Source organism: Providencia sp. PROV048 (assembly GCF_033688165.1).
In the GTDB taxonomy this organism is placed as follows: Bacteria; Pseudomonadota; Gammaproteobacteria; order Enterobacterales; family Enterobacteriaceae; genus Providencia; species Providencia hangzhouensis.
The window spans coordinates 1027064-1050856 of the sequence record NZ_CP096360.1 but is presented as its reverse complement, the minus strand read 5'-3'; the positions used below and the strand labels follow the sequence as shown (position 1 = coordinate 1050856).

The following is a 23793-nucleotide window of genomic DNA, read 5'->3' as shown; positions in this document are numbered from 1 at the left end:
AGCTATCTAATTAACACCTTACATATTAAATAGCGACTCTAGGGTCAACTCCTCACCATGTAAAATATCCTTTAATCGCTTTAAACCTTCAACTTGGATCTGGCGAACACGTTCTCTTGTTAACCCAATTTCACGGCCAACTTCTTCCAGAGTTTCAGCTTCATAGCCTAAAAGCCCAAAACGTCATGCCAAAACCTCCCTCTGTTTTGGGTTCAATTCATATAACCACTTAACAATATTATCTTTTAAGTCATTATCTTGAATTGTATTTTCTGGACCTGAATCATTATCATCAGACAATACCTCAAGCAAAGATTTCTCTGAGTCCCCTGCAATTGGTGTATCAACAGATGTGATACGTTCATTTAAACGTAACATCCTACTGACATCTTCAACAGGTTTATCTAGCTGCTCAGCGATCTCTTCAGGGCTTGGCTCATGGTCCAACTTTTGGGCTAATTCACGTGCAGTACGAAGGTAAATATTGAGTTCTTTAACGATATGAATAGGAAGGCGAATAGTTCGAGTTTGGTTCATGATAGCACGTTCGATCGTTTGACGGATCCACCACGTTGCATACGTTGAGAAGCGAAACCCTTTTTCAGGATCAAACTTTTCAACTGCGCGAATCAACCCAAGGTTCCCTTCTTCAATCAAATCGAGTAATGCAAGGCCTCGATTATTATAACGACGTGATATTTTTACAACGAGACGAAGGTTGCTTTCTATCATACGCTGTCGTGATGCAATATCACCACGCAATGCACGTCTTGCATAGAAAACTTCTTCTTCTGCTGTAAGGAGTGGTGAGAACCCAATTTCACTAAGATAAATTTGAGTGACATCCAGAACACGCTGATTTGTGTTCTGGAGTAAATCCATTTCGTCATCTAGCTCAGTAACCAGATCCTCTTCTTTAAACTGACTCTCGTCAAAAGTGTCATTTAAATTACTTTCATCGAGGTCATTATATAACTCGTTAACTTTCAGCGAACTTTGGCTCATCAGTGACTCCTACCCTAGATAATGCGGACAGAATGTCAAAGCACTCTGCCCAGTTTATCGTTGCGGCAAATAGCGCAACGGGTTTACTGATTTTCCCTTGTAACGAATTTCAAAGTGTAATCTAACTGAACTGGTTCCAGTACTACCCATAGTCGCTATTTTTTGACCTGCAGTGACGTCCTGCTGATCACGCACAAGCAATGTATCATTGTGAGCATAAGCACTTAGGTAGTCATCGTTATGTTTTATAATTATTAGATTTCCGTATCCACGCAAAGCATTACCTGCGTAAACGACTTTTCCTGGCGCAGCAGCAAGCACAGCTTGACCACGAGAACCGGCTATATCTACCCCTTTGTTCCCGCCTTGAGCATCAGAGAAACCTTCAATCATTTTCCCTTCAGCTGGCCAACGCCATTTTATTGACGAATTATTCGTACTGCTGACTGCGGTAGAAGCGGTTGCTGTCGAGGTTGTTGTTGTCGTTGAAACTTGCGTTGCAGGTTTCTTATTATTAGGCAACATCTTACCTGAAGTTTGACCACCACTGTTTGCAGGATACTCATTAGTTGTTCGAAGATCAACCGCTTGCTGATGACTATTTGATGAATTTGCCGCTAATTGAGTGTTCGAGTTCACATTTGTGTTACCAATATTAATAACCTGCCCTACATTTAGGCTGTAAGGTTCTGGAATATTGTTTCTCGATGCTAACTCACGGAAATCATTACCGGTTAAGTATGCAATATAGAATAATGTGTCACCACGCTGCACCGTATAACTATTACCGCTATAACTACCTTTTGGAATACTGCCATAGTCACGGTTGTATACAATGCGCCCTTCACCATTAGTTGTTACCGGCGCTGAACTACGGCTGACAGGCTGAGTGTTAGTATTACTTGATAAATTTGGACGAGACGACGGCATTGCCGTGCTCATACCCGTATTTGGTGACGAGGCCGGTGTCGTCCTTTGCACCGTCTGTTGGCTAGACTGGCTATCATTCACACTCGAAATAGGTGCCGCTGTATGATACGGTGTAGAACAACCTGCCAATAGCGCTCCGCTAAATGAAAAGATGACGGCCCATCGAATTCTGCTTATAGGGCTAACAATTTTCATGCTTCTTCTCCCGTGAAGAAAAATCTGACGCGACAATTCAAAACAATGTCAGCAATAGAGTTATCATAAAATATTTCACTTATTAAAGCAGAAATACAAAATAGTGAACAAGTTAAATATATTAAAAATATAACAATTTGAGAGTATGACCTAACGCTTTAAGCTATTCCCCCAAATTCAGCTGGGTAAAATATCATATTTGGAATAGTTTTACTGCTATTTGGGTTAATAGAACCTTTGCAATGATATTTTATTTAAATCGATTATAAAAATAATCAGACTTTGATTAAATACCATTACAAATAGGTTAAAGGAGGTCACCGGCAACCAATGGGACAAAACGGACTTTTTCAATAACATTAGTATGGTAATCATTACCACGTCGAGTAATTAGCTTCAATGCTTGTTCTTTATCACCGACAGGTAAAACCATTCGCCCGCCATCTTTTAATTGCCCTAATAATAGAGCCGGTATTTCTGTTGGTGCCGCAGTAACTATGATGGCATCAAAAGGCCCTTTAGATTGCCAACCTTCCCAGCCATCTCCATGACGCGTTGAAACATTATGTAAATCAAGCTGTTTCAAACGCCGTTTTGCAGCCCATTGCAAGCTCTTCACCCGCTCAACAGAAAAAACATGTTTAACTAAGTGTGCCAATACTGCTGTTTGATACCCTGAGCCTGTCCCTATCTCAAGAACGTGATCATTCGGAGCTAAAGCCAATAGCGCCGTCATTTTAGCAACAATATACGGCTGAGAAATAGTTTGCCCATGCCCAATAGGTAATGGGATATTGTCATAGGCTTTATGGGAGAGCGCTTCATCCACAAACCGTTCCCGAGGAACGAGTGAAATGGCATCTAATAGGCGCTCATCGTGAATTCCCTGTTGGCGTAATTGAGCCAAAAGTTCTTTCATGAGCCCTGTTTTCATTATACTGACACTCCTGATTTTTCGAGCCACTCTTCTACTAATGAATGTGCTTTATAAGCGGTTAGATCAACTTGTAATGGGGTGATGGAAACATAGCCATTTTGCACAGCTTCAAAATCCGTTCCAGGGCTGGCATCACGAATTTCACCAACAGGCCCTAACCAATACAGTGTATTCCCTTTCGGGTCTTCTAAACTATACACCTCAGAGGCGGCGTGACGGCTGCCACAACGAGTGACTTTGATACCCTTAATCTCTTCGTACGGGATATCAGGTACATTTATATTTAAAATATTGCCTGCTCGCAATGGGTTCTTCTGTAAGAGCGCTAAAATATCGCATGTCACTTTAGCGGCACTTTCGTAATGCGTTTCGCCATCTAGCGATACCGCAATTGAAGGTAAACCTAAGTGGCGGCCTTCCGTTGCCGCTGCAACCGTGCCTGAGTAAATAACATCATCCCCTAAATTAGGGCCACAGTTGATACCAGATACAACAATATCAGGGCGTGGACGTACCACTTTATTCACCCCAATATAGACGCAATCTGTCGGTGTGCCTTCTTGTACAGCAAGGTCACCATTACTTAGCGTCTGAATTTTAAGTGGTTTATCTAATGTTAATGCGTTCGAAGCCCCACTCCGATTGCGGTCAGGCGCAATCACTTGAACATGATAATATTGGCGTAGCGCAGCCGCAAGAGTTTGAATTCCCGGCGCATTTACCCCGTCGTCATTACTCAATAAAATCTTTAGCATCGACACTATCCTGCCCATTTTGATTAATAATTTCTCTCACAACACTGGTTGCAAAACAACCCGAGTTTAAGAAAAAATTCAGTTTTACCGTCGAGTCATCCAACCATTCCCACTGTAAGTCTTGTGGCTTAACAACTATCGCCCTTCTAGCTGAAGAAACTCGTTCGCGCTGCATTAAAGAGATAAAGGGTTGGTAATCCACTAAACACTGAGTTTCAAATGCCTGAGCTTCATCCTGAGTACCCAATTCCCCATCACCTGGTAATGGCGCAGTAATACTTAATTCATTGGACTCCAAGCGAGGTTGCAATGTAGCAAATTCATCTTGTGTCGCGACAAACCAACTTCCTCTGCCGGTTAATTGCAACGCATCACCCAACATTACGTGTTGAGCGGTATTATTTGCAATACGTTCACTTGCCACATGATTAAACATTGCACTACGTGCAGCAGAAAGATAAAAACTACGCTTGTTGCGTTCACGTACATTGATTTCTTGATTTGCCCAACGCAACGCTTGCGTTAAATTTTGCCCATCGCGCCCAAAACGTTGTTCACCGAAGTAATTAGGCACCCCTGATAATGCAACTTTCTGTAAACGTTGCTCAACGTCTTTTGCATCTGAAATATCACGCAAGGTTATTTCGAACTGGTTTCCTTTCAAGGAACCAATACGTAATTTGCGTTTTTGCCGAGTGACAGCCAGTATTCGGCAGCATTCGAGTTGCCAAGTCGAAAAAACAGGTGTTTCTTTACCTGGCATTTGCAGGCAAAACCACTGCTCCGTTACTGCATGCCTATCTTTTAAACCTGCGTAACTGACCGCTCTCGCTGAAATTTTAGCAAATTTTGCTAGTTGTTCAGCAACAAACACCGTATTGCAGCCTGTTTTTTCCACACGAACCATAACATGTTCGCCTTCGCCATCTAGCTCAAAGCCTAAATCTTCTTTGACGATAAAATCTTCTGGGACACTTTTTAATGTGCCAGAAGACAATGGCTTACCATGCAGGTACTGAACATTCATTACTTTCATTACTATTATCTTTTATTAAAAGAACAACTGCAGCACAGGCAATGCCTTCTTTACGCCCCACAAAACCTAATTGCTCGGTTGTGGTCGCTTTCGCATTGACATCATCCATGTGGCACTCAAGGTCTTCGGCAATATTCACACGCATTTGCGCGATATGTGGCAACATTTTTGGTGCCTGTGCCATGATGGTAATATCAATGTTACCAATGCGATACCCTTTGGCACGCACATGGCAAAACGCGTCTCTCAATAAGACTCGGCTATCCGCCCCTTTATATGCTGGGTCAGTATCAGGGAACAATTTACCAATATCCCCTAATGCAGCAGCACCGAGAATTGCATCGGTTAACGCGTGTAAGACCACATCACCGTCAGAATGCGCGAGCAAACCTTGTTCATAAGGGATACGCACGCCACCAATGATGATAGGGCCTTCGCCACCAAATTTGTGTACGTCAAAACCGTGTCCGATTCTCATTTTTTTTCCTTAGTTGTTCATTCTTGAAAGATAAAATTCCGCTAAAGTGAGGTCTTCTGGGCGCGTCACTTTTAAATTATCAGCACGGCCAGCAACTAACACAGGTTGGTGGCCGCAATATTCTAGCGCAGAAGCTTCATCGGTGATCACTGCGTTTTCTTTCAAGGCTTTACTTAGACAATCCCGTAATAATATTAACGGAAAAAATTGTGGTGTAAGCGCATGCCATAACGCTTCACGTTCAACGGTATGGTCAATTAATTGGTTGGCTGTTGAACTACGTTTCATGGTATCACGCACTGGGGCAGCGAGGATCCCACCACAACAATTTTGTTCCGCTGCTAATTGAATAATTTCATTTAAATCTGATTGATGAAGGCAGGGACGCGCTGCATCGTGCACTAATACCCAGCAATCTGAAAATTGGGGATTAGCAATTAAAAAATCCAGTCCCGCTAATACTGAATCGGCGCGTTCTTTGCCACCAATAACCGTCGTCACTCGAGGGTCATTAGAAATTTCAAGTTGTTGAAAATAATCATCTTCCGCACTCAACGCAACCACAATTTCTTGCACTTTATCATTTTCTAGCAATGCACTGATGGTGTGCTCAATGATTGTTTTACCTGCAACCTGCAAGTATTGTTTTGGGCACTCAGCATTCATACGGCTACCTACCCCAGCAGCAGGAATCAGTGCAACAATTCGCGGAAGATTATTTTGTGGGGCATGGTTTGGATTTGTCATTGTTGAATTCTTACATCAGAAATTATCAGGCTAATGGGTATACTATTTTGACATCATATTATTGTGTCTATTTCTGGTTATTACTTTCTTTAACCATTCGATAAAATGACTCTCCAGGTTTGATCATCCCAAGCTCTGTTCGGGCTCGTTCTTCAATCGCATCTTGGCCATCATTTAAGTCGTTGATTTCAGCGAATAGCTGTTCATTACGCATTTTTAAGCGCGAATTTACAATTTCCTGAGCGGCGACATCATCTTTGACTTGTACGTAGTCATGTATGCCATTTTTGCCTAACCATAAGGAATACTGTAACCAAGCTAATATCGCAATTAATAGTAGCGTTAATTTACCCATCTTGCCCCCTGAAATGATTTGCTAATCATCCCATAACTCAACGATTGACGCTACTGTGATACTAAAATTGTGCTAAAAAGTCAGATTAAGTCGGGTTTGAATACGCAAAATACCGCCTTATTTTACCATCGAATAAAATAAAGGAGGTATTTTAGCTGTATTAATAATCTAGCTGAATGACATGATTGCGCAATAAAAGCGCAATGATTTGGGAAAGAGAATCCGAAATAGGTTGTTGACCATCCAGATGCAGCTCAGGATGTTGTGGTACTTCATAAGGGGAATCAATCCCAGTAAATTGTTTTATTTTCCCTTCTCGTGCTTGTTGATATAACCCCTTTGGGTCTCTCTGTTCACAAACATTTACGGGGGTATCCACATACAACTCAAAAAATTGCTCGGGTTCAAACAAGTCACGAACTTTCTGTCTATCCGATTGGAAAGGTGAGATAAAGGCAGTCGCAACAATTAACCCCGCATCGACCATTAACTTAGCCACCTCTCCCACTCGACGGATATTTTCTTGTCTATCAGCCTCACTAAATCCTAAATCACGGCATAAACCATGGCGAATATTATCGCCATCCAACAAATAGGTTTTCATTCCCATGGACGTAAGTTGGTTCTCTATTGCCCCTGCTAATGTTGATTTCCCAGAACCCGATAACCCGGTGAACCACAACACAGCTCCTTTATGGCCATTATTACTTTCACGTAATTGGCGAGTTACCGCGTGTTGGTGCCAAATAATATGGTTTTCTTTTGTCATCCGTATTATTTCCCACCTAAAACATCACGTGCACCCCAATGTGGGAAATGGCGGCGGACTAATTTGTTTAGCTCAATTTCAAATTCACTAAAATCACTGGGTTGATCAAAAGCAGGGGCTTGTGTTTCGCGGACTAAACCCGCGCCAACCGTCACATTTGTGAGCCTATCAATAAAAATCATTCCACCAGTGTCTGCATTGCGTTGGTAGTTTTCCAGTAACAATGGCTCATCAAAGGAAAACTCGACTAAACCAATCCCATTCAACGGCAGCTCTGTCGCTACTTTCTGGGTTAAATTATTGATATCAACTTGGTATTGAATATTTTCTACTTTTGCTCGACTGCGTTTTCCCGCAATTTTAATATCAAGTTGTTGGCCTTGAACTAGCGGCTGTTCAGACATCCACACGACATCGACAGAGGCATGCTGTGTGCTTTGTAAGGTTTCATCTTGTGCAACAATTAAGTCGCCACGACTGATATCAATTTCATCCTCAAGCACTAATGTAATTGCTTCCCCCGGCACAGCGAAATCTTGTAACCCTGAAAATGTCACAATTTCTTTGATTGCTGAGATGGAGCCAGAGGGCAAAACTTTGACCTTTTGACCCACTTCCACGATCCCTGCTGATAATGTCCCGCTGTATCCGCGAAAGTCTAAATTTGGGCGGTTCACATATTGCACAGGGAAACGCAAAGCTTGCTCCGAAGCTTTTTGTTCCACTTGAACATTTTCTAATATCGATAATAGCGTATCACCTTGATACCACTTAAAATTATCGCTAGCATTTACAATATTATCGCCATCTAGGGCTGAGATCGGTACAAACCAGACCGTTAAATCCACAGGCAACTCCATTGCAAACTTTTGGTAATCCTGCTTTATTTTTTCAAAAATGGCTTCACTGTAATCCACCAGATCCATTTTATTGACGGCAACAATAAGATGGCGGATCCCAAGCAATGTACTAATAAAACTATGGCGACGCGTTTGTTCCTGTACCCCTTTTCGAGCATCGATCAACAAAATAGAAAGTGAGCAAGTTGATGCCCCTGTCGCCATATTGCGCGTATATTGCTCATGGCCGGGGGTGTCCGCAATAATAAATTTGCGCTTTTCTGTTGAAAAATAACGATAAGCCACATCGATGGTGATCCCCTGCTCACGTTCAGCAGCAAGGCCATCCACCAGCAGAGCAAGGTCAAGTTTTTCCCCTTGAGTCCCTATCCGCTTACTATCACTTTGCAAAGTTGACAGTTGGTCTTGGTAAATTTGGCGAGTATCATGCAGTAAACGGCCGATTAAGGTGCTTTTACCATCATCCACATTCCCACAGGTTAAAAAACGCAATAATCCTTTTTGTTGCTGCGCCAATAAGTAAGGTTCTACCCCACCTTGCTGTTCGATTTGATGAGCGATTGATTCATTATAAACGGCTTGTGCCATGATTTTTCTCCTGACTTTGCGTATTCACCTTGCCCACTAAAAATAACCTTGGCGCTTTTTCAACTCCATAGAAGCGGATTGGTCGCTATCAATCAGCCGCCCCTGCCGCTCACTCGTTGTGGAAATCAACATTTCTTCTATAATCTCAGGCAGCGTTTGTGCTTCTGATGGCACAGCTCCGGTCAGTGGCCAACAACCTAATGTTCTAAAACGCACTTTTTGCTGACTAATGACTTCACCAGCTTGTAAGTCGATACGGTTATCATCCACCATTAACAAAGTGCCGTCCCGCTGAATAACCGGCCGCTCTTTTGCAAAATACAGGGGAACAATATCGATATTTTCCAAATAGATATATTGCCAGATATCGAGCTCAGTCCAATTTGATAACGGGAAAACACGAATACTTTCCCCTTTATTGATCTGTCCATTATAGTTATGCCACAACTCAGGCCGTTGGTTTTTAGGATCCCAACGATGAGATCGGTCACGGAAAGAGTAGATCCGTTCTTTGGCACGTGATTTCTCTTCATCACGACGAGCACCACCAAATGCAGCATCAAAACCGTACTTATCTAAAGCCTGCTTTAAGCCCTCGGTTTTCATAATATCTGTGTGCTTAGCGCTGCCGTGCACAAACGGGTTAATCCCTAATTTTTCCCCTTCAGGATTACGATAAACAAGTAGCTCAAAGCCGTATTTTTCTGCAGTTGCATCGCGAAACTCGTACATTTCACGAAATTTCCAGCCTGTATCAACATGTAAAAGAGGAAATGGTAGTTTTCCCGGATAAAATGCCTTGCGTGCTAAATGCAGCATCACGGAAGAATCTTTACCAATAGAGTACAGCATGACTGGGTTAGCAAATTCGGCGGCAACTTCACGAATGATATGAATACTTTCTGCCTCTAACTGCTGTAAATGAGTCAATTTTTTGTCGTTCACGGTAGCCCCTTACTTAAGCCAGTTCCAATACGGCACTGCGCCATCTTATATCTTCAGTTTGAGAACCAAACCATGCGAGTTGTTGGTGTAATGCAGCGACTTCACCAACCACTATCAAAGCAGGAGCAGGTGCCTGCTGTGCTAATACTTCAAGTTCATCGAGTTTTCCGGTTACTACTTTTTGTTCACGCCTTGTACCACAGCCGATAACCGCTACAGGGGTATTTTCAGCACGGCCAAATTGAATCAATTGTTCGCTGATTTTCGCGGCCTTCACGGTCCCCATATAGATAGCTAAGGTTTGGTTTCCTCGAGCAAGTGCCTGCCAATCAAGTTCCATCCCATTTTCACGGCAATGACCCGTAATAAACGTAATGCTTTGTGAATGTTCGCGGTGAGTCAGCGGAACTCCTGCGTAAGCGGCTGCACCAATTGCTGCAGTCACACCCGGAACCACTTGAAATGGGATCCCCGCTTGCGCCGCCACTTGTAGCTCTTCCCCTCCTCGCCCGAAAACAAAAGGATCACCACCTTTAAGGCGCACCACTTTTTTACCTTGTTGAGCAAATTTCACGATTAAAGCATTGGTTTCTTCTTGGGAAACACTGTGATTTCCTGCGCGTTTCCCAACACAAATCTTGTCAGCGTCGCGGCGAACTAACTCGAGGATTTCCTCACTCACCAGATGGTCATACAAAACCACTTCTGCACTTTGTAAAACTCGCAACCCTTTTAACGTGAGTAGCCCCGCATCACCCGGCCCAGCACCGACTAAGATTAATTCGCCATGGTTATCAGGCTCATACAATTGACGTTCCAATTGTTGTTCCGCTTCACTGAATTGCCCTTTTTCTACTAAAGAGGCAAAACGACCACTGAAACTTTTTTCCCAAAAACGTTTTCTTTCACGCATATTAGTAAGTGTTTCTTTGACTTTATGACGCCAGCGGCCAGCTATTTCCGCCATTTTTCCCAAAGAAGTTGGCAACATCGTTTCCAATTTTTCTCTGAGTAAACGTGCTAATACAGGCGCAGCCCCCCCTGAAGAGATCGCCACAATCACTGGCGAGCGATCGATAATAGAAGGCACAATAAATGAACATAATGGTTGGTCATCAACCACGTTAACAAATATTTTTCGTTCATTGGCGTCATAGAAAACCGTTTCATTCAGTAATGCATCATCTGTTGCTGCGATAACTAAAAAAGCATCATCTAAATGAATGGATTGGTAATTTTCAGCTAACCAAACAAATTTATTTTGTTGGTGTTCAGCTTGTAACTGTGTACATAACGTCGGTGAGATGACCACTAAGTCAGCTTGTGCTTTTATTAGCAATTCTGCTTTTCGTGCTGCGACCACACCGCCGCCAATTAACACGACCTTTCGCGTGCGGACATCGACAAATAATGGTAAATAATCCATCTTGCTCACCCATCGTTATATAAACTTATTATAAGAAATAGACAATTGACTATATGGCTTCACGTAATAGGTTTGAAATGACAAAAAGCTCTTTCTTGTAACTGAAAAGCATAAGCCCCAAAATTTGTATAAAAGCCATCAAAACCCGCTAATATCGAAAAAAAACACAAAACTTAACGCAAACTTATAATATTTATAAGAAAATTAAAAATAAGGGAAAAATAAGAGATACTTATTTTTAATAAAAAGTATCCCTTTGTAATTAAACAAATATTTTATTAAATTCGTAATTATTTATATTTTAAACTCAAGTCATAACGTGAAACATGACTAATCAACACTCTAAATTATTCGAATAGCGCGTAGCCAACAACACTGCAGATTGAATTATGACCTAATCAATATTCTAAATAATTCCAGTTGCAGCTAGGCGGCAAGTAAATGAGTCGCTAGGAGCATACACCAGTATGTGACTAGTGCGAGTGCACGTAGCCAACAACGCTGCAGATTGAATTATGACCTAATCAATATTCTAAATAATTCCAGTTGCAGCTAGGCGGCAAGTAAATGAGTCGCTAGGAGCATACACCAGTATGTGACTAGTGCGAGTGCACGTAGCCAACAACGCTGCAGATTGAATTATGACCTAATCAATATTCTAAATAATTCAAGTTGCAGCTAGGCGGCAAGTAAATGAGTCGCTAGGAGCATACACCAGTATGTGACTAGTGCGAGTGCACGTAGCCAACAACGCTGCAGATTGAATTATGACCTAATCAATATTCTAAATAATTCAAGTTGCAGCTAGGCGGCAAGTAAATGAGTCGCTAGGAGCATACACCAGTATGTGACTAGTGCGAGTGCACGTAGCCAACAACGCTGCAGATTGAATTATGACGAATATTTAGTTTTCATGAAGCCCGCACTCCCTCTTTAAACCAAAAAAACGCGTATCTTCTTCATTCATACCCTCTTCCCATTTGCGAGTTGTATGGGTATCGCCAACCGATAAATACCCTTGTTCCCACAACGGATGGTAGGGTAAATCATATTTTGTTAGATATTCATAAACTTGCTTATTATTCCAATCAATCACTGGTAAAACTTTAAAAATCCCTTTCCCGATACCTAGTACAGACAAATTTGCACGGCTTGCTGATTGTTCTCGCCGTAAACCAGAAAACCAGGTTTGTGCTTGTAATTCATGTAACGCGCGCTCCATCGGCTCAACTTTATTCAATTGGTTATAACGCTCAATACCATCAAGCCCTTGTGTCCAAAGTTGACCATACAGCGCTTCTTGCCAAGCAGGTGACTGTTTGGCTCGATACACCTGCAAATTTAAATTCAGCTTATCTGTTAACACTTCAATAAACTGATAGGTTTCTGGGAACAAATAACCAGTATCCGTTAAAATAACCGGGATATTAGGCACAATTTGCGTCACCATATGCAATGTCAGTGCCGCTTGAATACCAAAGCTGGAAGACAACACAAACTCAGTCGGTAAGTATTCAACCGCCCACTCAACCCGCTGCAATGCATTCATTGCTTCTAACTGGGAATTAAACTCAGCGAGATAAGCGACTTGTTGGGGCTTATCGAGTTCGATGAGTGTTGCTAGTTCAAGTCGGCTCATACTGCCTCCTTAACCTCATAAAAATCAACAGCAGAATTCAATACGGGCTTAACAACATTGGTGCGAATAACAAAATCGCCAAATCCTTCATTAGGTAGACGGTTTTTCGCCCAATCACCGATTAACTCATCCAAAATAGCTAAAATCTCTGTACTAGTGATGTTTTCGCGGTACATACGTGGAATACGAGTACCAATGCGGTTCCCGCCTAAATGTAAGTTATATCTATCCATCGCTTTACCGACCAACCCAACCTCTGCCAGCATGGCTCGCCCACAGCCATTAGGACAACCCGTTACCCGCAAAACGATATGTTCATTGGCAACTTGATGGGCGGCCATGATACTTTCCACTTGACTAATAAATTCAGGTAAAAAACGTTCTGCTTCGGCCATCGCGAGCGGGCAAGTTGGAAATGATACACAAGCCATGGAATTTTCACGTTGTGCCGTAATGTCATCACTCATTAACCCATGAGATCTGGCAATCGCTTCAATTGCCGCTTTTTCACTTTCGGGCACACCCGCAACAATTAAGTTTTGGTTTGCCGTTAAACGAAAGTCCCCTTGGTGAATACGTGCAATTTCAGCCACGCCGGTTTTTAATGGTTTATTTTCTAAATCAATTAATCGACCATTTTCAATAAACAATGTTAGGTGCCAACGGTTATCAATGCCTTTAAGCCAGCCAATCTTGTCACCGCGTTCAGTAAATTCATATGGGCGAATAGGTTCGAAAACTACGCCTGAGCGCCTTTCGACTTCAGCTTTGAAAGTATCAACTCCCACTCGCTCAAGGGTATATTTGGTTTTCGCATTTTTACGTTCAGTACGATTTCCCCAATCCCGTTGGGTAGTCACTATCGCTTCTGCAATGGCTAACGTTTTCTCTAATGGAATAAACCCAAACTCACTGGCTAAGCGAGGAAATGTCGCCGTATCACCATGAGTCATAGCAAGGCCACCGCCCACCAGCACGTTAAAACCGATCAACTCACCATTTTGGGCTATCGCAACAAAGTTCATATCATTTGCATGCAAATCCACATCATTTAGTGGTGGGATCACGACTGAGGTTTTAAATTTTCGTGGCAAATAAGTTTGCCCTAAAATTGGCTCTTCATCCGTTGTCACTATTTTTTCTTTATCTAACCAAATTTCCGCGTAAGCACTAGTGCGCGGTAATAAATGTTCAGATATTTTCTTTGCCCATTCATAAGCTTGTTGGTGCAATTCAGATTGCACGGGGTTAGAGGTACATAACACGTTACGGTTAACGTCATTCGCCGTTGCAAGGGCATCTAAACCAACGTGACTTAACATTTGATGGGCAGGCTTTACATCCCCTTTTAAGATGCCATGGAACTGAAATGTTTGCCGATTCGTAATGCGCACACTGCCATACAGCGTGTGCTCTGTGGCAAACTTATCAATATCAAGCCATTGCTTGGGTGTAATAATGCCGCCCGGCAAACGACAACGTAGCATCATTGCATGGCGAGGCTCGAGTTTTTGTTCCGCTCGCTCCGCACGAATATCACGGTCATCTTGTTGGTACATACCGTGAAAGCGAATCAACAGGAAATTATCACCCTCAAATCCCCCCGTTAACCCATTTTTTAAGTCATCCTTAATGGTTCCACGCAAGTAATTACTGTCTTGCTTCATGCGTTCACTGTCTGCGAGTTTACCTTCGACAATTAAGGGCTTTTGTTGTTGTTCATTGCTCATTAATAAACATCCCTCTGATAACGGCGCATTACGCGCAGCTCACTTAAAAATTCATCAGCCTCTTCACTGTCCATGTTCCCATATTGACTGACGATATCTAATAATGCCTGTTCAACATCTTTGGCCATGCGGTTTGCATCACCACACACATAGATGTGCGCACCTTCTTGTAACCATTGCCAAACTTCTTCACCTTGTTCGCGAAGTTTATCTTGTACGTAAATTTTTTCTTGCTGGTCGCGAGACCACGCTAATGAAATATGGGTTAATAAACCGTCTTTGACATAGCGCTGCCATTCCACCTGGTAGAGAAAGTCATCAACAAAATGTGGATTACCAAAAAATAACCAATTTTTTCCTGTCGCACCGTCATTGTCACGCTGCTGTAAGAAAGCACGAAATGGCGCTATCCCTGTACCAGGGCCAATCATGATCACAGGCGTATTTGGGTCTTGTGGCAGTCGAAAGTTATCATTGTGCTCAATGAATATGCGAAGTTCATCATCCTCATTTAAGCGGTCAGCTAAGAAACCTGATGCACCACCAGTACGTGCCTTACCATCAATCTCATAGCGGACAACCCCAACCGTTGCATGAACTTCATTTTCTACCTCAGATTGGGAAGAAGAAATCGAGTACAAACGAGGAGTTAGCGGACGCAGTAGGTCAACAAATTCTTGGGCAGTAGGCTGAGATGCCGCTTGGCGTACCATATCGACGATTGGCGTATTTTGTGCGTAGTGCAAAATAGCGGCTTTATCGCTAATCAATGACAACAACGCATCATCTTTTGACAACTGAGCATATTTTTCAACAATTACTGGGGTATTTTGTGTCAGTTCTAATTGATAAATTAGCGCATCGCGTAGTGAATGGCGCTGTGAACCAATAAAGACTTCTTCGTCACCTTGCAACCACAACAAAGCCACCAGCTCATCAACTAAAGCAGGGTCATTATCGAACCAAATACCTAGCGCGTCACCAGGTTGATAACGTAAACCAGAGTCACCGAGATCAATTTCAATATGGCGAACATCTTTTTGCGAGTCTCGACTGGTTATTTTTTGATTGCTCAGAAGTGACGCAGTTAATGGCGCAGTTTTACTATAAGGTGATGAATGAATTTCATTCACACTTCCTGTTTGAGTTGCCAATAATTGGCTATCACTTTGAGCAGGAACGCGAGCTTTTAAAATCTGAGTAAGGCTTTCAACCCACTCATCCGCAATCCCTTGGTATTCAACATCCGCATCAATTCGCTCGGTTAATGACGTCGCCCCTAATGATGCAAGCTGTGAATCGAAATCTTTACCTGCTTGACAGAATTTTTCGTAAGATGAATCCCCCAGCGCAAAAACCGCATAACTGGTTTGTGATAAATTTGGCGCTTTTTTAGAATGAAGATATTTGTATAATGCAACCGCTTCTTCAGCTGGCTCCCCTTCACCCTGCGTTGAGGCTACAACAACTAACACTTTCTCTTGGTTAATTTGTTTGAATTTATAATCCCCTGCATTTACTAAATTCACACTAATTTTTTCACCGACTAAACGCTCTCTAAGCTGCTCTGATAGGCGGCGTGCATTTCCTGTCTGTGATGCAGAGATGATTGTGACCGTATCTTGGGTAACCACAGGCGCACTGACAGATGCATCAACTTGCGTATTCTGATTTACTATTCCCCACAAATAACCAGAAAGCCATGCGAGTTGATGGGATGAAAAATCATCAACGGCCGTCTGTAAACGTGTTAATTGCTCAACAGATATTGGCAGCGCCGCTAATGGCGGCTGTTTTTTTGTCATTATCTTGTAACCCCAGTGTTATTCATCTTTGATTTTAAAAACGACGCCATGTCATTACCCCAGAAAAGACCGACAACCTAACACTTGCTCATTCCCCCAAATAATTAAGGTAATAAAGCAAAAAATACCGCAGTACCTGAAACATATAGGGTATGCAGTTAGGTTATAACAACCCTAGATAATGGGATAAGAAACGATAGCCATAATTAATAACTAAAAAGCCTAAAGCAATTAACTGATGGATCATATTGATAAAAGCGGTTAACGCTATTTTAGTAATTAAAGATATTTTCACCTAAAAATGCAGTACAATACGCTGTTTACTCATAACAAGGAGCCACATATGAGCACAACAATCTATAAAGATTTCACTTTCGAAGCTGCCCACAAATTACCTCATGTCCCAGAGGGCCATAAGTGTGGCCGCCTCCATGGGCATTCTTTCATGGTGCGTTTAGAAATTACTGGTGAAGTCGACTCCCATAGTGGTTGGATTATTGATTTTTCCGATGTAAAAGCCGCGTTTAAACCTATTTGGGAACGCTTAGACCATCATTATTTAAATGATATCGAAGGGTTAGAAAACCCAACCAGTGAGGTATTAGCGCAGTGGATTTGGCAACAAACTAAGCCTTTGCTACCCTTATTAAGTGCAGTTACCGTAAAAGAAACCTGCAATGCAGGTTGCGTCTATCGCGGGGAAGCTTAAAAGTACAAGTGCTACAAATATAATGTAATGTTATTTTACGCAGCCATTTTGATAGCTGGGCAAAATAACATTCATAAATATAGAAATATAATATAGAGACACAAGCACCTCAGGCGGCAAGCTTAATAGATTTTGAAAATAAATGAGGGGCAAAAAGCAATTAGTGGCTGGCATTCCCTCCTTGAAATTAAGGATATAAAAACTTTAATTTGACATAGTGCATTAAATTATAACCTGATCTATTACTTACCATTATTTACTCTTAATAAGGCAGGGAAAATGCATTTATTTCAACAAACACCAAAATCCAGAAGACGTTATGGGCTGGCCGCATTTATTGGTCTAATCGCTGGTATCGTCTCTTCGTTTGTCAAATGGGGGGCTGAAGTCCCATTACCACCAAGAAGCCCAACGGATATGTTCAACGCAGCTTGTTCGCCAGAAACGCTGATCCGTGCAGCGGAACAAATTGACTGCTCACGTAACTTCCTCAACCCTCCTTATATTTTCTTAAGGGATTGGTTAGGAATTGCCGACCCTAACTCTGCAGTTTACACCTTTGCTGGGCACGTTTTTAACTCTGTGGGTGTTACCCACATCATATTTTCTATCGTATTTGCTGTCGGATATTGTATTGTTGCTGAAGTATTCCCTAAAATTAAGCTATGGCAAGGGTTGTTAGCGGGTGCACTGGCGCAATTATTTGTCCATATGATTTCTTTCCCTCTTATGGGGCTCACCCCTCCACTTTTCGACCTGCCATGGTATGAGAATGTGTCAGAAATATTTGGTCATTTAATTTGGTTTTGGTCTATTGAAATTATTCGCCGTGACTTACGTAACCGTATTACTCACGAGCCAGATCCTGAAGTACCATTAAACCAACCATTTAGGTAATTTAAAGACCCCCAATAAGCGTTTTCAAACTATTGGGGGTTACTGCTAGGTTATCGCTATTTTTATTATTGAATATCCAAATACTTATGTGTCTGAATCGATAACCGCCAGTTACGTTGAATGCAGGTTGCAATACACAATTTTGTTGCTGCCGCCTTTTGGCTAATTGGCTGCAATGCCACTGATGGAGAGGGCTCGACAGTACGTAATGCTAAAATTTTCTCAAGTGCTTCAATATCTTTTTCGCGAGCAACAGGATGCTTAATTTCATTAGCACGATTTACTGCTTGGCTGATCACCTGTAGCCCTCCTTTCATACCGACTTTTGGTGATACAGTAACCCATGTGTTATCAGTGCATTGAATAGGGTATGTGCCGCTAGTTTCAATTTGGCATTGATATCCATGTTGTTCTAATATCCCAGTCAGTGGCTGTAAATCATAAATACAGGGCTCACCGCCGGTAATAACAATATGCTGTGCGCTGAAGTGTTTTTCTTTCATTAATTGAACCAATGCCTCACCATCTGCCATAGCCCATGCATCTGAATCAATCGTTTTAAGTGCGATATCCCCTAGGGTAGATTCTTTATCTTGTTCTTTTTCCCATGTTTGTTTGGTATCACACCAGCTACATCCAACTGGGCAGCCCTGCAAACGAATAAATACGGCTGGAACACCAGTAAAAACCCCCTCTCCTTGAATGGTTTGGAAAATTTCATTAATTGGGTATTTCATATCACTCCTAAAATAGTTAGCTGAGCACGCATTATATTGCAGATATCTATCTCACGAACAAGGAAGTTTGTGATAATGTAGCCACCTTAAGGTTCAATAAAGTACGTCCGACTTAATAAACAATACCGAAAGCCTATTCGGAACAATATATCGAACGAAGAAAAAGACAGGAAAAGACATGCAAAGTAGTGAACAAAATCAACTCAGAAAGGGACTGAGTGTTCGGCACATTCGCTTTATGGCTTTAGGGTCAGCGATTGGTACCGGCTTGTTTTATGGGTCTGCTTCTGCCATTCAAGCGGCAGGTCCAGCAGTTTTACTCGCTTATATGGTCGGTGGTGCCGCTGTATTTATGGTCATGCGAGCCTTAGGCGAGATGGCAGTGCATCACCCAGTACCCGGTTCATTCTCTCACTACGCTAGCCATTACATGGGCCCCCTCGCTGGTTTTTTGACTGGCTGGAACTACGTATTTGAAATGTTAGTCGTGTGCTTGGCTGATATTACCGCTTTCGGGATGTACATGGGGTTCTGGTTTCCACATGTTGACCAATGGGTATGGGTATTAAGTATCGTGCTATTTATTGGTGCGCTCAATTTATGCCATGTTAAAATTTTCGGTGAAATGGAATTTTGGCTGTCTATCGTGAAAGTCTCCGCAATCATCGCAATGATTGTTGGTGGTACCTTCTTAATGTTCTACGGTTTCGGCCAAGAAACTGACCATGCGGTGGGTATCCAAAATCTCTGGGAACACGGTGGCTTTATGCCTAACGGTATTGAAGGTGTTATTGCATCCTTAGCTATCGTAATGTTCGCCTTTGGGGGTATCGAAGTGATCGGTATTACCGCCAGTGAAGCACAAAATCCAGAAAAAACTATTCCTAAAGCAATCAATGCAGTACCCATTCGTATTTTATTATTCTATGGGTTAACACTTTTTATTCTGATGTGCATCTATCCGTGGAATCAAATTGGTCAGAATGGCAGTCCATTCGTCCAAATTTTTGATAGCTTAGGTATTCAATCAGCGGCAAATATCTTAAATATCGTGGTGATCACAGCAGCCGTCTCAGCTATCAATAGTGATATTTTTGGTGCTGGTCGTATGATGTATGGTATGGCTCAAGACAAGCAGGCACCAAAAGTCTTTACCAAGTTAACGAAAAGTGGGGTGCCTTGGGTCACTGTGATGGTGATGTCCGTGGTAATGTTACTCGGCGTGTATTTGAACTACCTACTTCCAGAAAAAATCTTTGTGATTATTGCATCAATCGCAACCTTTGCAACTGTTTGGGTCTGGTTAATGATCCTACTTTCTCATGTCGCAATGCGTCGCCAAATGAGCGCTGAAGAAGTTAAAAAACTCAAATTCCCAGTTCCATTTTGGCCGATTGGCCCTGCAATTACTATTGCATTTATGGTCTTTGTTATCGCGCTACTTGGCTTCTTTAAAGATACACAAGTTGCCCTTCTCGTCGGGTTTGCATGGGTCGCTATATTGAGCGTCACCTTCTTTGTCATGCGTAAATTTCAAAAATCTTAATCGACTAAAGTATTCGTAAAGTGAATTTAGGCCCTATATATATATGATATAGGGCCTTTTGTTACCTATTGTGGTATCAAAAGAGCGCTTGCTTAATATCGGCAATCAAATCATTAGCGCTTTCTAGCCCAACTGATAAACGAATAAGCCCATCACTAATCCCATACTGTTTTCGTTCCTCAGCAGTGTAAGTAGAATGGGTCATACTTGCAGGGTGCTGAGCCAATGACTCACAATCACCGAGGCTAACCGCACAAGAAAATAGCTGTAGACGGTTCAGAAACTGCTTACCCGCCTCAAGGCCCCCTTTAAGTTCAAAAGCAATCATTCCCCCGGGTAGCTTCATCTGCTTTTGAGCTAATGAGTATTGCGGAAAATTCGGTAAACCTGGATACATAACCTGAGAAACTTCAGATAACGAAGCCAAATATTCTGCAACTTTCTGTGCATTCTCAACCACCCTTTCCATTCTGATTGGCAGTGTTTTCATTCCTCGCAATATCAGGTTTGCATCATGAGGGGATAAACATGCTCCAGTCATATCCTTCAGCCCAACCAATCTGATTTGCTTCACTAATTCCTCAGTTGTTATAACAGCGCCAGCCATCACATCACCATGCCCATTCATATATTTCGTTAATGAATGAACAACAATATCCGCCCCAAGCTCAAGTGGTTTTTGAATGTAAGGAGTACAATAGGTATTATCTATTGTCACCAATATTTCTTGGTTATTTGCAAGGTTATATTGATGAACGATATTGCTTACAGCATTAATATCAACTAAGCGCATATTTGGGTTTGCAGGTGATTCGAAAAATATCATCTTTGTTTTTTCAGTGAGTTCCTGTGCCACATTATTTGGGTCACTCATATCAATGTGACGAACTTTGACACCAAATCGAGCTAATCCATGATGAAAGAACGCATATGTACAGCCATAAACCGTCATATCAACTAACAGCTCATCTCCTGGGCTTAGTAAGGTCCAAAGGGTTGATGTTATTGCCCCCATCCCTGAAGAAAATACAATTGCGGCATCCCCCTCTTCTAAATCAGCAAGCCGCTTTTCCAACAAACTTAATGTTGGGTTATTTATTCGTGTATAAATATACCCATCCGATTCACCGCTAAAACAAGCGGCACCTTCTTCAACACTATCAAATACGTAAGTTGACGTTTGATAAATAGGAGAAGCTAGTGATCCTAAATTTTCGGCTGCATCATAGTAATTATGTATCACACGCGTATCAAAAGAATACAGTCTATCTAATATCATACCACCTCCGAAATATTATCCCTCTTGGGGGGAAGACAATCGAGAACCCATTATTTGCAAGGTTCGTAAAACGGTACTAATTCCACGTAATGTATTTGGATCTTTTAATAAAGCATACACAGAACGAAAATTTGGATTTTTACTATTATATATTTCCTCCATTTTAGCCATATTATATGCAGTGCCGAATTCCCAGACTGGCGCTAGAGTATCCTCAAATGAGTTTGCCAGTTTTTCTACCGTGCTATTATCAGTAATGTCAATAAGGTCAGAAATTAGAGAAAGTAAATCAACAATATTATCTAAACGATTCAATTGTAATAGCGGTGCTAATTTGTCTGCGAAATGATCACCCGACTCAGAATTAAGAAGTTCAATTAGTTTACTTTGATTTTCATTATTAGACATTTTGATTTCCTCCTTAAACTAAGCCACGAATAGCAGCCCAATAAATACCTCTATTAAAGCCATTTCTTAGTAATCCCCCTAATTTAGTCGGAGGCGTAGGAATAACATCGTGTTTATAATCGTATTGTAAAGGCATCCCTGCAGTTAATCCCATTTGGGCAACAGCTTGAACTCGCCCATCATAGATAGCTGCGGGATAACCATAAATTAATTCTCCGCAAATATTATCAGCTATAATTGCGGCCTGATTATGACAGCTTCCACCTGCTTTACTGATCGGTAAATCAACGGTATCACCTATAACATAAACGCCATCAACACCATAAACTTGCATAGTTTCATGGTCGGTAGGTAACCAACCTTCACCATTATTATGCTCACTTAATCCGGTATTAATAACTGCCTCAACCGCGGTAATTGGCGGAGTACTGATCAATAAGTCGAAATTTTGCTCATCACCTTCTTTCGAATAAGCTATTTTTTTATCTGGATCAACTTTATCTAAAGTAAACCCTCTCTGAGCTTTAATATTTTTAGCAGTAAATACTTCAGGAATAACTTCACAAACAGGTTGTTGCATGAATAAACAGTTACGCAATAATTGTGAAACTGTTGGATAGGTATAAACGATTTCAATACTATCCCTAACTCGACGTTTACGTAAAAATTCATCAATCATTAATGTTGTTTCCATCGGCGCGATGCCACACTGATGGGGTACATTTGGCGTTTCAGGGAATGATACCGTAATAAAAATTCGACCTTTTTCAATCTTGGCAAGTTGATCTGCTAGCTTTCTCGATGCTTCATATGCATAAAAGTGGTTACCGATATCTTTTAAACCTTCAATTCGCTCAGGTTTAGGTACGCAACCTGTTGCAATCACAAGAAAATCATAGTTATATTTTTTTCCATGCTTAGAGTTTAGCGCTTTATTTTTAAAATCAAAATGCTCTATTTTATCAATGGCTAACTCTATTTCAGGTCTTAGCAATTCTCTTTCAGGGCGACTCAGTTCATCCTTAAAAAATAAATTAAAAGCAACATACATAAATGCAGGTTTATAATAATGGATTGGATTATCAGTAATTAATGTTATTTTTATTTTCTTCGAAAAAATTTCTCTACTCAATTTTCTAGTAAGTGTATTTGCTAGCATCGTCCCACCCGTTCCACCGCCAACAATAACTATATTTTTCATAACATTAGCCACCATTTATATATAATTAAATTCTATACGACATACCACCTACCTGTTATAAATATAGTTCATAGTGAATTAATGCTAATACAATAATTAGAATATAATTTTAAAAACAACAATTAAAACTAATCACTTACATATATAAAATCTCTTGAATAAGTTAATTTTGAAAATTATAAGCCAGGAAATTATATTATATAAAAACCATCTCACTTAATAAGAATAATGTCCAACAATATCCCAACGAAATAAAACATCTTCAGCAACTTGGCCATATCCAATATTGTGCATAACTAAATAACTTTGTGTACTTGGTGACTTTATCGAAGTTACAACATCGATATGTGGCCGACCATTATCTAAACGCCAAGAGACAATATCGCCGGGAATATAATCACTGGCATTCTTTGATATAGGCTTTTTTTTCCCTTTTCGCGAGAAAAAAGCCTCTAAATTAGGTACACGACGATGATCAATATTTGTATCTGGCTTACGTAATCCCCATATACGTTGGCTGGGATATTAACTAAAGTTTGCTTTCATGTCTTCATGTACTAATTTTTGTAAATCAATACCAATTTTTCGGTAGCTTCGTATAACTACATCAGAACAGACACCATATTGTTCGGGCACATCACCATTTGGATAAGAAATTTGTCGATAAGATGAGTCATAAATAACTAAACGAGGCAACTGTTCAGCATGTTTTGCCAACAATAAGCTAGACCCATTAGCTATTTGTGCAAAAAAGAAAAGAATGTATAAAAACGATGATTTCAATCTGATATTCCCCATAAAAGTAGTTCATCGAAT

General features: G+C 41.2%; 21 protein-coding genes and 2 pseudogenes. 3 read left to right on the top strand and 20 right to left on the bottom strand.

Annotation, left to right across the window (positions count from 1 at the left end; genetic code table 11):
* Nucleotides 1–18: 18 nt before the first annotated feature.
* The 15 genes and pseudogenes from rpoS to cysJ all read right to left on the bottom strand — a co-directional run bounded on the left by rpoS (nt 19) and on the right by cysJ (nt 16200).
* Nucleotides 19–1005, bottom strand: a pseudogene (gene rpoS / locus M1F26_RS04515) (RNA polymerase sigma factor RpoS).
* A 54-nt stretch (nt 1006–1059) separates the two neighbouring features.
* Complete coding sequence (nlpD, locus tag M1F26_RS04510) at nt 1060–2130, bottom strand: murein hydrolase activator NlpD (RefSeq protein WP_094960916.1); 1071 nt, start codon at nt 2128–2130, stop codon at nt 1060–1062.
* A gap of 307 nt (nt 2131–2437) precedes the next feature.
* Nucleotides 2438–3064, bottom strand: coding sequence for a protein-L-isoaspartate(D-aspartate) O-methyltransferase (locus M1F26_RS04505; protein WP_004260727.1), 627 nt, complete (start codon nt 3062–3064; stop codon nt 2438–2440).
* A complete protein-coding gene (gene surE / locus M1F26_RS04500) occupies nt 3064–3822 on the bottom strand; it encodes a 5'/3'-nucleotidase SurE (RefSeq protein ID WP_140172970.1) in 759 nt (252 codons plus the stop codon). Before surE ends, M1F26_RS04505 begins: the two co-directional genes overlap by 1 nt.
* On the bottom strand, nt 3800–4858 hold the full coding sequence (truD, locus tag M1F26_RS04495) for a tRNA pseudouridine(13) synthase TruD (RefSeq protein ID WP_140172971.1): 1059 nt from the start codon (nt 4856–4858) through the stop codon (nt 3800–3802). Before truD ends, surE begins: the two co-directional genes overlap by 23 nt.
* Nucleotides 4824–5336: a 2-C-methyl-D-erythritol 2,4-cyclodiphosphate synthase gene (ispF, locus tag M1F26_RS04490; RefSeq protein ID WP_004260732.1), complete on the bottom strand. Its 513-nt coding sequence runs from the start codon at nt 5334–5336 to the stop codon at nt 4824–4826. Before ispF ends, truD begins: the two co-directional genes overlap by 35 nt.
* 9 nt (nt 5337–5345) lie before the next feature.
* The gene (ispD, locus tag M1F26_RS04485; RefSeq protein WP_004913881.1) at nt 5346–6083 is read right to left on the bottom strand and encodes a 2-C-methyl-D-erythritol 4-phosphate cytidylyltransferase; all 738 of its coding nucleotides are present in this window, start codon (nt 6081–6083) and stop codon (nt 5346–5348) included.
* A gap of 67 nt (nt 6084–6150) precedes the next feature.
* Nucleotides 6151–6438, bottom strand: coding sequence for a cell division protein FtsB (gene ftsB / locus M1F26_RS04480; RefSeq protein WP_004260736.1), 288 nt, complete (start codon nt 6436–6438; stop codon nt 6151–6153).
* Nucleotides 6439–6598: 160 nt separating this feature from the next.
* Complete coding sequence (gene cysC / locus M1F26_RS04475; RefSeq protein WP_096865142.1) at nt 6599–7207, bottom strand: adenylyl-sulfate kinase; 609 nt, start codon at nt 7205–7207, stop codon at nt 6599–6601.
* Nucleotides 7208–7212: 5 nt separating this feature from the next.
* A complete protein-coding gene (cysN, locus tag M1F26_RS04470; RefSeq protein WP_140172973.1) occupies nt 7213–8655 on the bottom strand; it encodes a sulfate adenylyltransferase subunit CysN in 1443 nt (480 codons plus the stop codon).
* A 36-nt stretch (nt 8656–8691) separates the two neighbouring features.
* Nucleotides 8692–9600 (bottom strand): sulfate adenylyltransferase subunit CysD, encoded by a 909-nt coding sequence (gene cysD / locus M1F26_RS04465; protein WP_110592298.1) that lies wholly within the window; start codon nt 9598–9600, stop codon nt 8692–8694.
* Between the two features lie 13 nt (nt 9601–9613).
* Nucleotides 9614–11026 (bottom strand): siroheme synthase CysG, encoded by a 1413-nt coding sequence (cysG, locus tag M1F26_RS04460; protein WP_140172974.1) that lies wholly within the window; start codon nt 11024–11026, stop codon nt 9614–9616.
* A 904-nt stretch (nt 11027–11930) separates the two neighbouring features.
* Entirely contained in the window at nt 11931–12665 is a 735-nt protein-coding gene (cysH, locus tag M1F26_RS04455; protein WP_004260748.1) for a phosphoadenosine phosphosulfate reductase, read from the bottom strand.
* Nucleotides 12662–14395 carry an assimilatory sulfite reductase (NADPH) hemoprotein subunit gene (cysI, locus tag M1F26_RS04450; RefSeq protein ID WP_004260751.1) on the bottom strand — a complete coding sequence of 578 codons (1734 nt, stop codon included), beginning with the start codon at nt 14393–14395 and terminating at the stop codon, nt 12662–12664. The genes cysH and cysI overlap by 4 nt, the downstream gene beginning before the upstream one ends.
* Complete coding sequence (gene cysJ / locus M1F26_RS04445; RefSeq protein ID WP_140172975.1) at nt 14395–16200, bottom strand: NADPH-dependent assimilatory sulfite reductase flavoprotein subunit; 1806 nt, start codon at nt 16198–16200, stop codon at nt 14395–14397. Before cysJ ends, cysI begins: the two co-directional genes overlap by 1 nt.
* 343 nt (nt 16201–16543) lie before the next feature.
* Between cysJ and queD the strand changes: the two genes are divergently transcribed.
* Together queD and M1F26_RS04435 are read left to right on the top strand one after the other, a co-directional pair.
* Nucleotides 16544–16909, top strand: coding sequence for a 6-carboxytetrahydropterin synthase QueD (gene queD / locus M1F26_RS04440; protein WP_004913900.1), 366 nt, complete (start codon nt 16544–16546; stop codon nt 16907–16909).
* 279 nt (nt 16910–17188) lie between these two features.
* A complete protein-coding gene (locus tag M1F26_RS04435) occupies nt 17189–17806 on the top strand; it encodes a YagU family protein (RefSeq protein ID WP_004260761.1) in 618 nt (205 codons plus the stop codon).
* A gap of 65 nt (nt 17807–17871) precedes the next feature.
* Here the strand turns inward: M1F26_RS04435 and queE are convergent, their stop codons facing one another.
* The gene (queE, locus tag M1F26_RS04430; protein WP_140172976.1) at nt 17872–18543 is read right to left on the bottom strand and encodes a 7-carboxy-7-deazaguanine synthase QueE; all 672 of its coding nucleotides are present in this window, start codon (nt 18541–18543) and stop codon (nt 17872–17874) included.
* A gap of 178 nt (nt 18544–18721) precedes the next feature.
* On the opposite strand from queE, the gene M1F26_RS04425 reads away from it, so the two are divergent.
* On the top strand, nt 18722–20089 hold the full coding sequence (locus M1F26_RS04425; protein ID WP_109911998.1) for an amino acid permease: 1368 nt from the start codon (nt 18722–18724) through the stop codon (nt 20087–20089).
* A 76-nt stretch (nt 20090–20165) separates the two neighbouring features.
* Here the strand turns inward: M1F26_RS04425 and megL are convergent, their stop codons facing one another.
* From megL to M1F26_RS04405, 4 genes and pseudogenes are all read right to left on the bottom strand, one after another.
* Entirely contained in the window at nt 20166–21368 is a 1203-nt protein-coding gene (gene megL, locus M1F26_RS04420) for a methionine gamma-lyase (protein WP_200129278.1), read from the bottom strand.
* Between the two features lie 15 nt (nt 21369–21383).
* A complete protein-coding gene (locus M1F26_RS04415) occupies nt 21384–21776 on the bottom strand; it encodes a hypothetical protein (RefSeq protein WP_094960905.1) in 393 nt (130 codons plus the stop codon).
* Nucleotides 21777–21789: 13 nt separating this feature from the next.
* Complete coding sequence (locus tag M1F26_RS04410; RefSeq protein ID WP_140172978.1) at nt 21790–22977, bottom strand: FAD/NAD(P)-binding oxidoreductase; 1188 nt, start codon at nt 22975–22977, stop codon at nt 21790–21792.
* 216 nt (nt 22978–23193) lie between these two features.
* Nucleotides 23194–23775, bottom strand: a pseudogene (locus tag M1F26_RS04405) (DUF1287 domain-containing protein).
* Nucleotides 23776–23793: the final 18 nt, after the last annotated feature.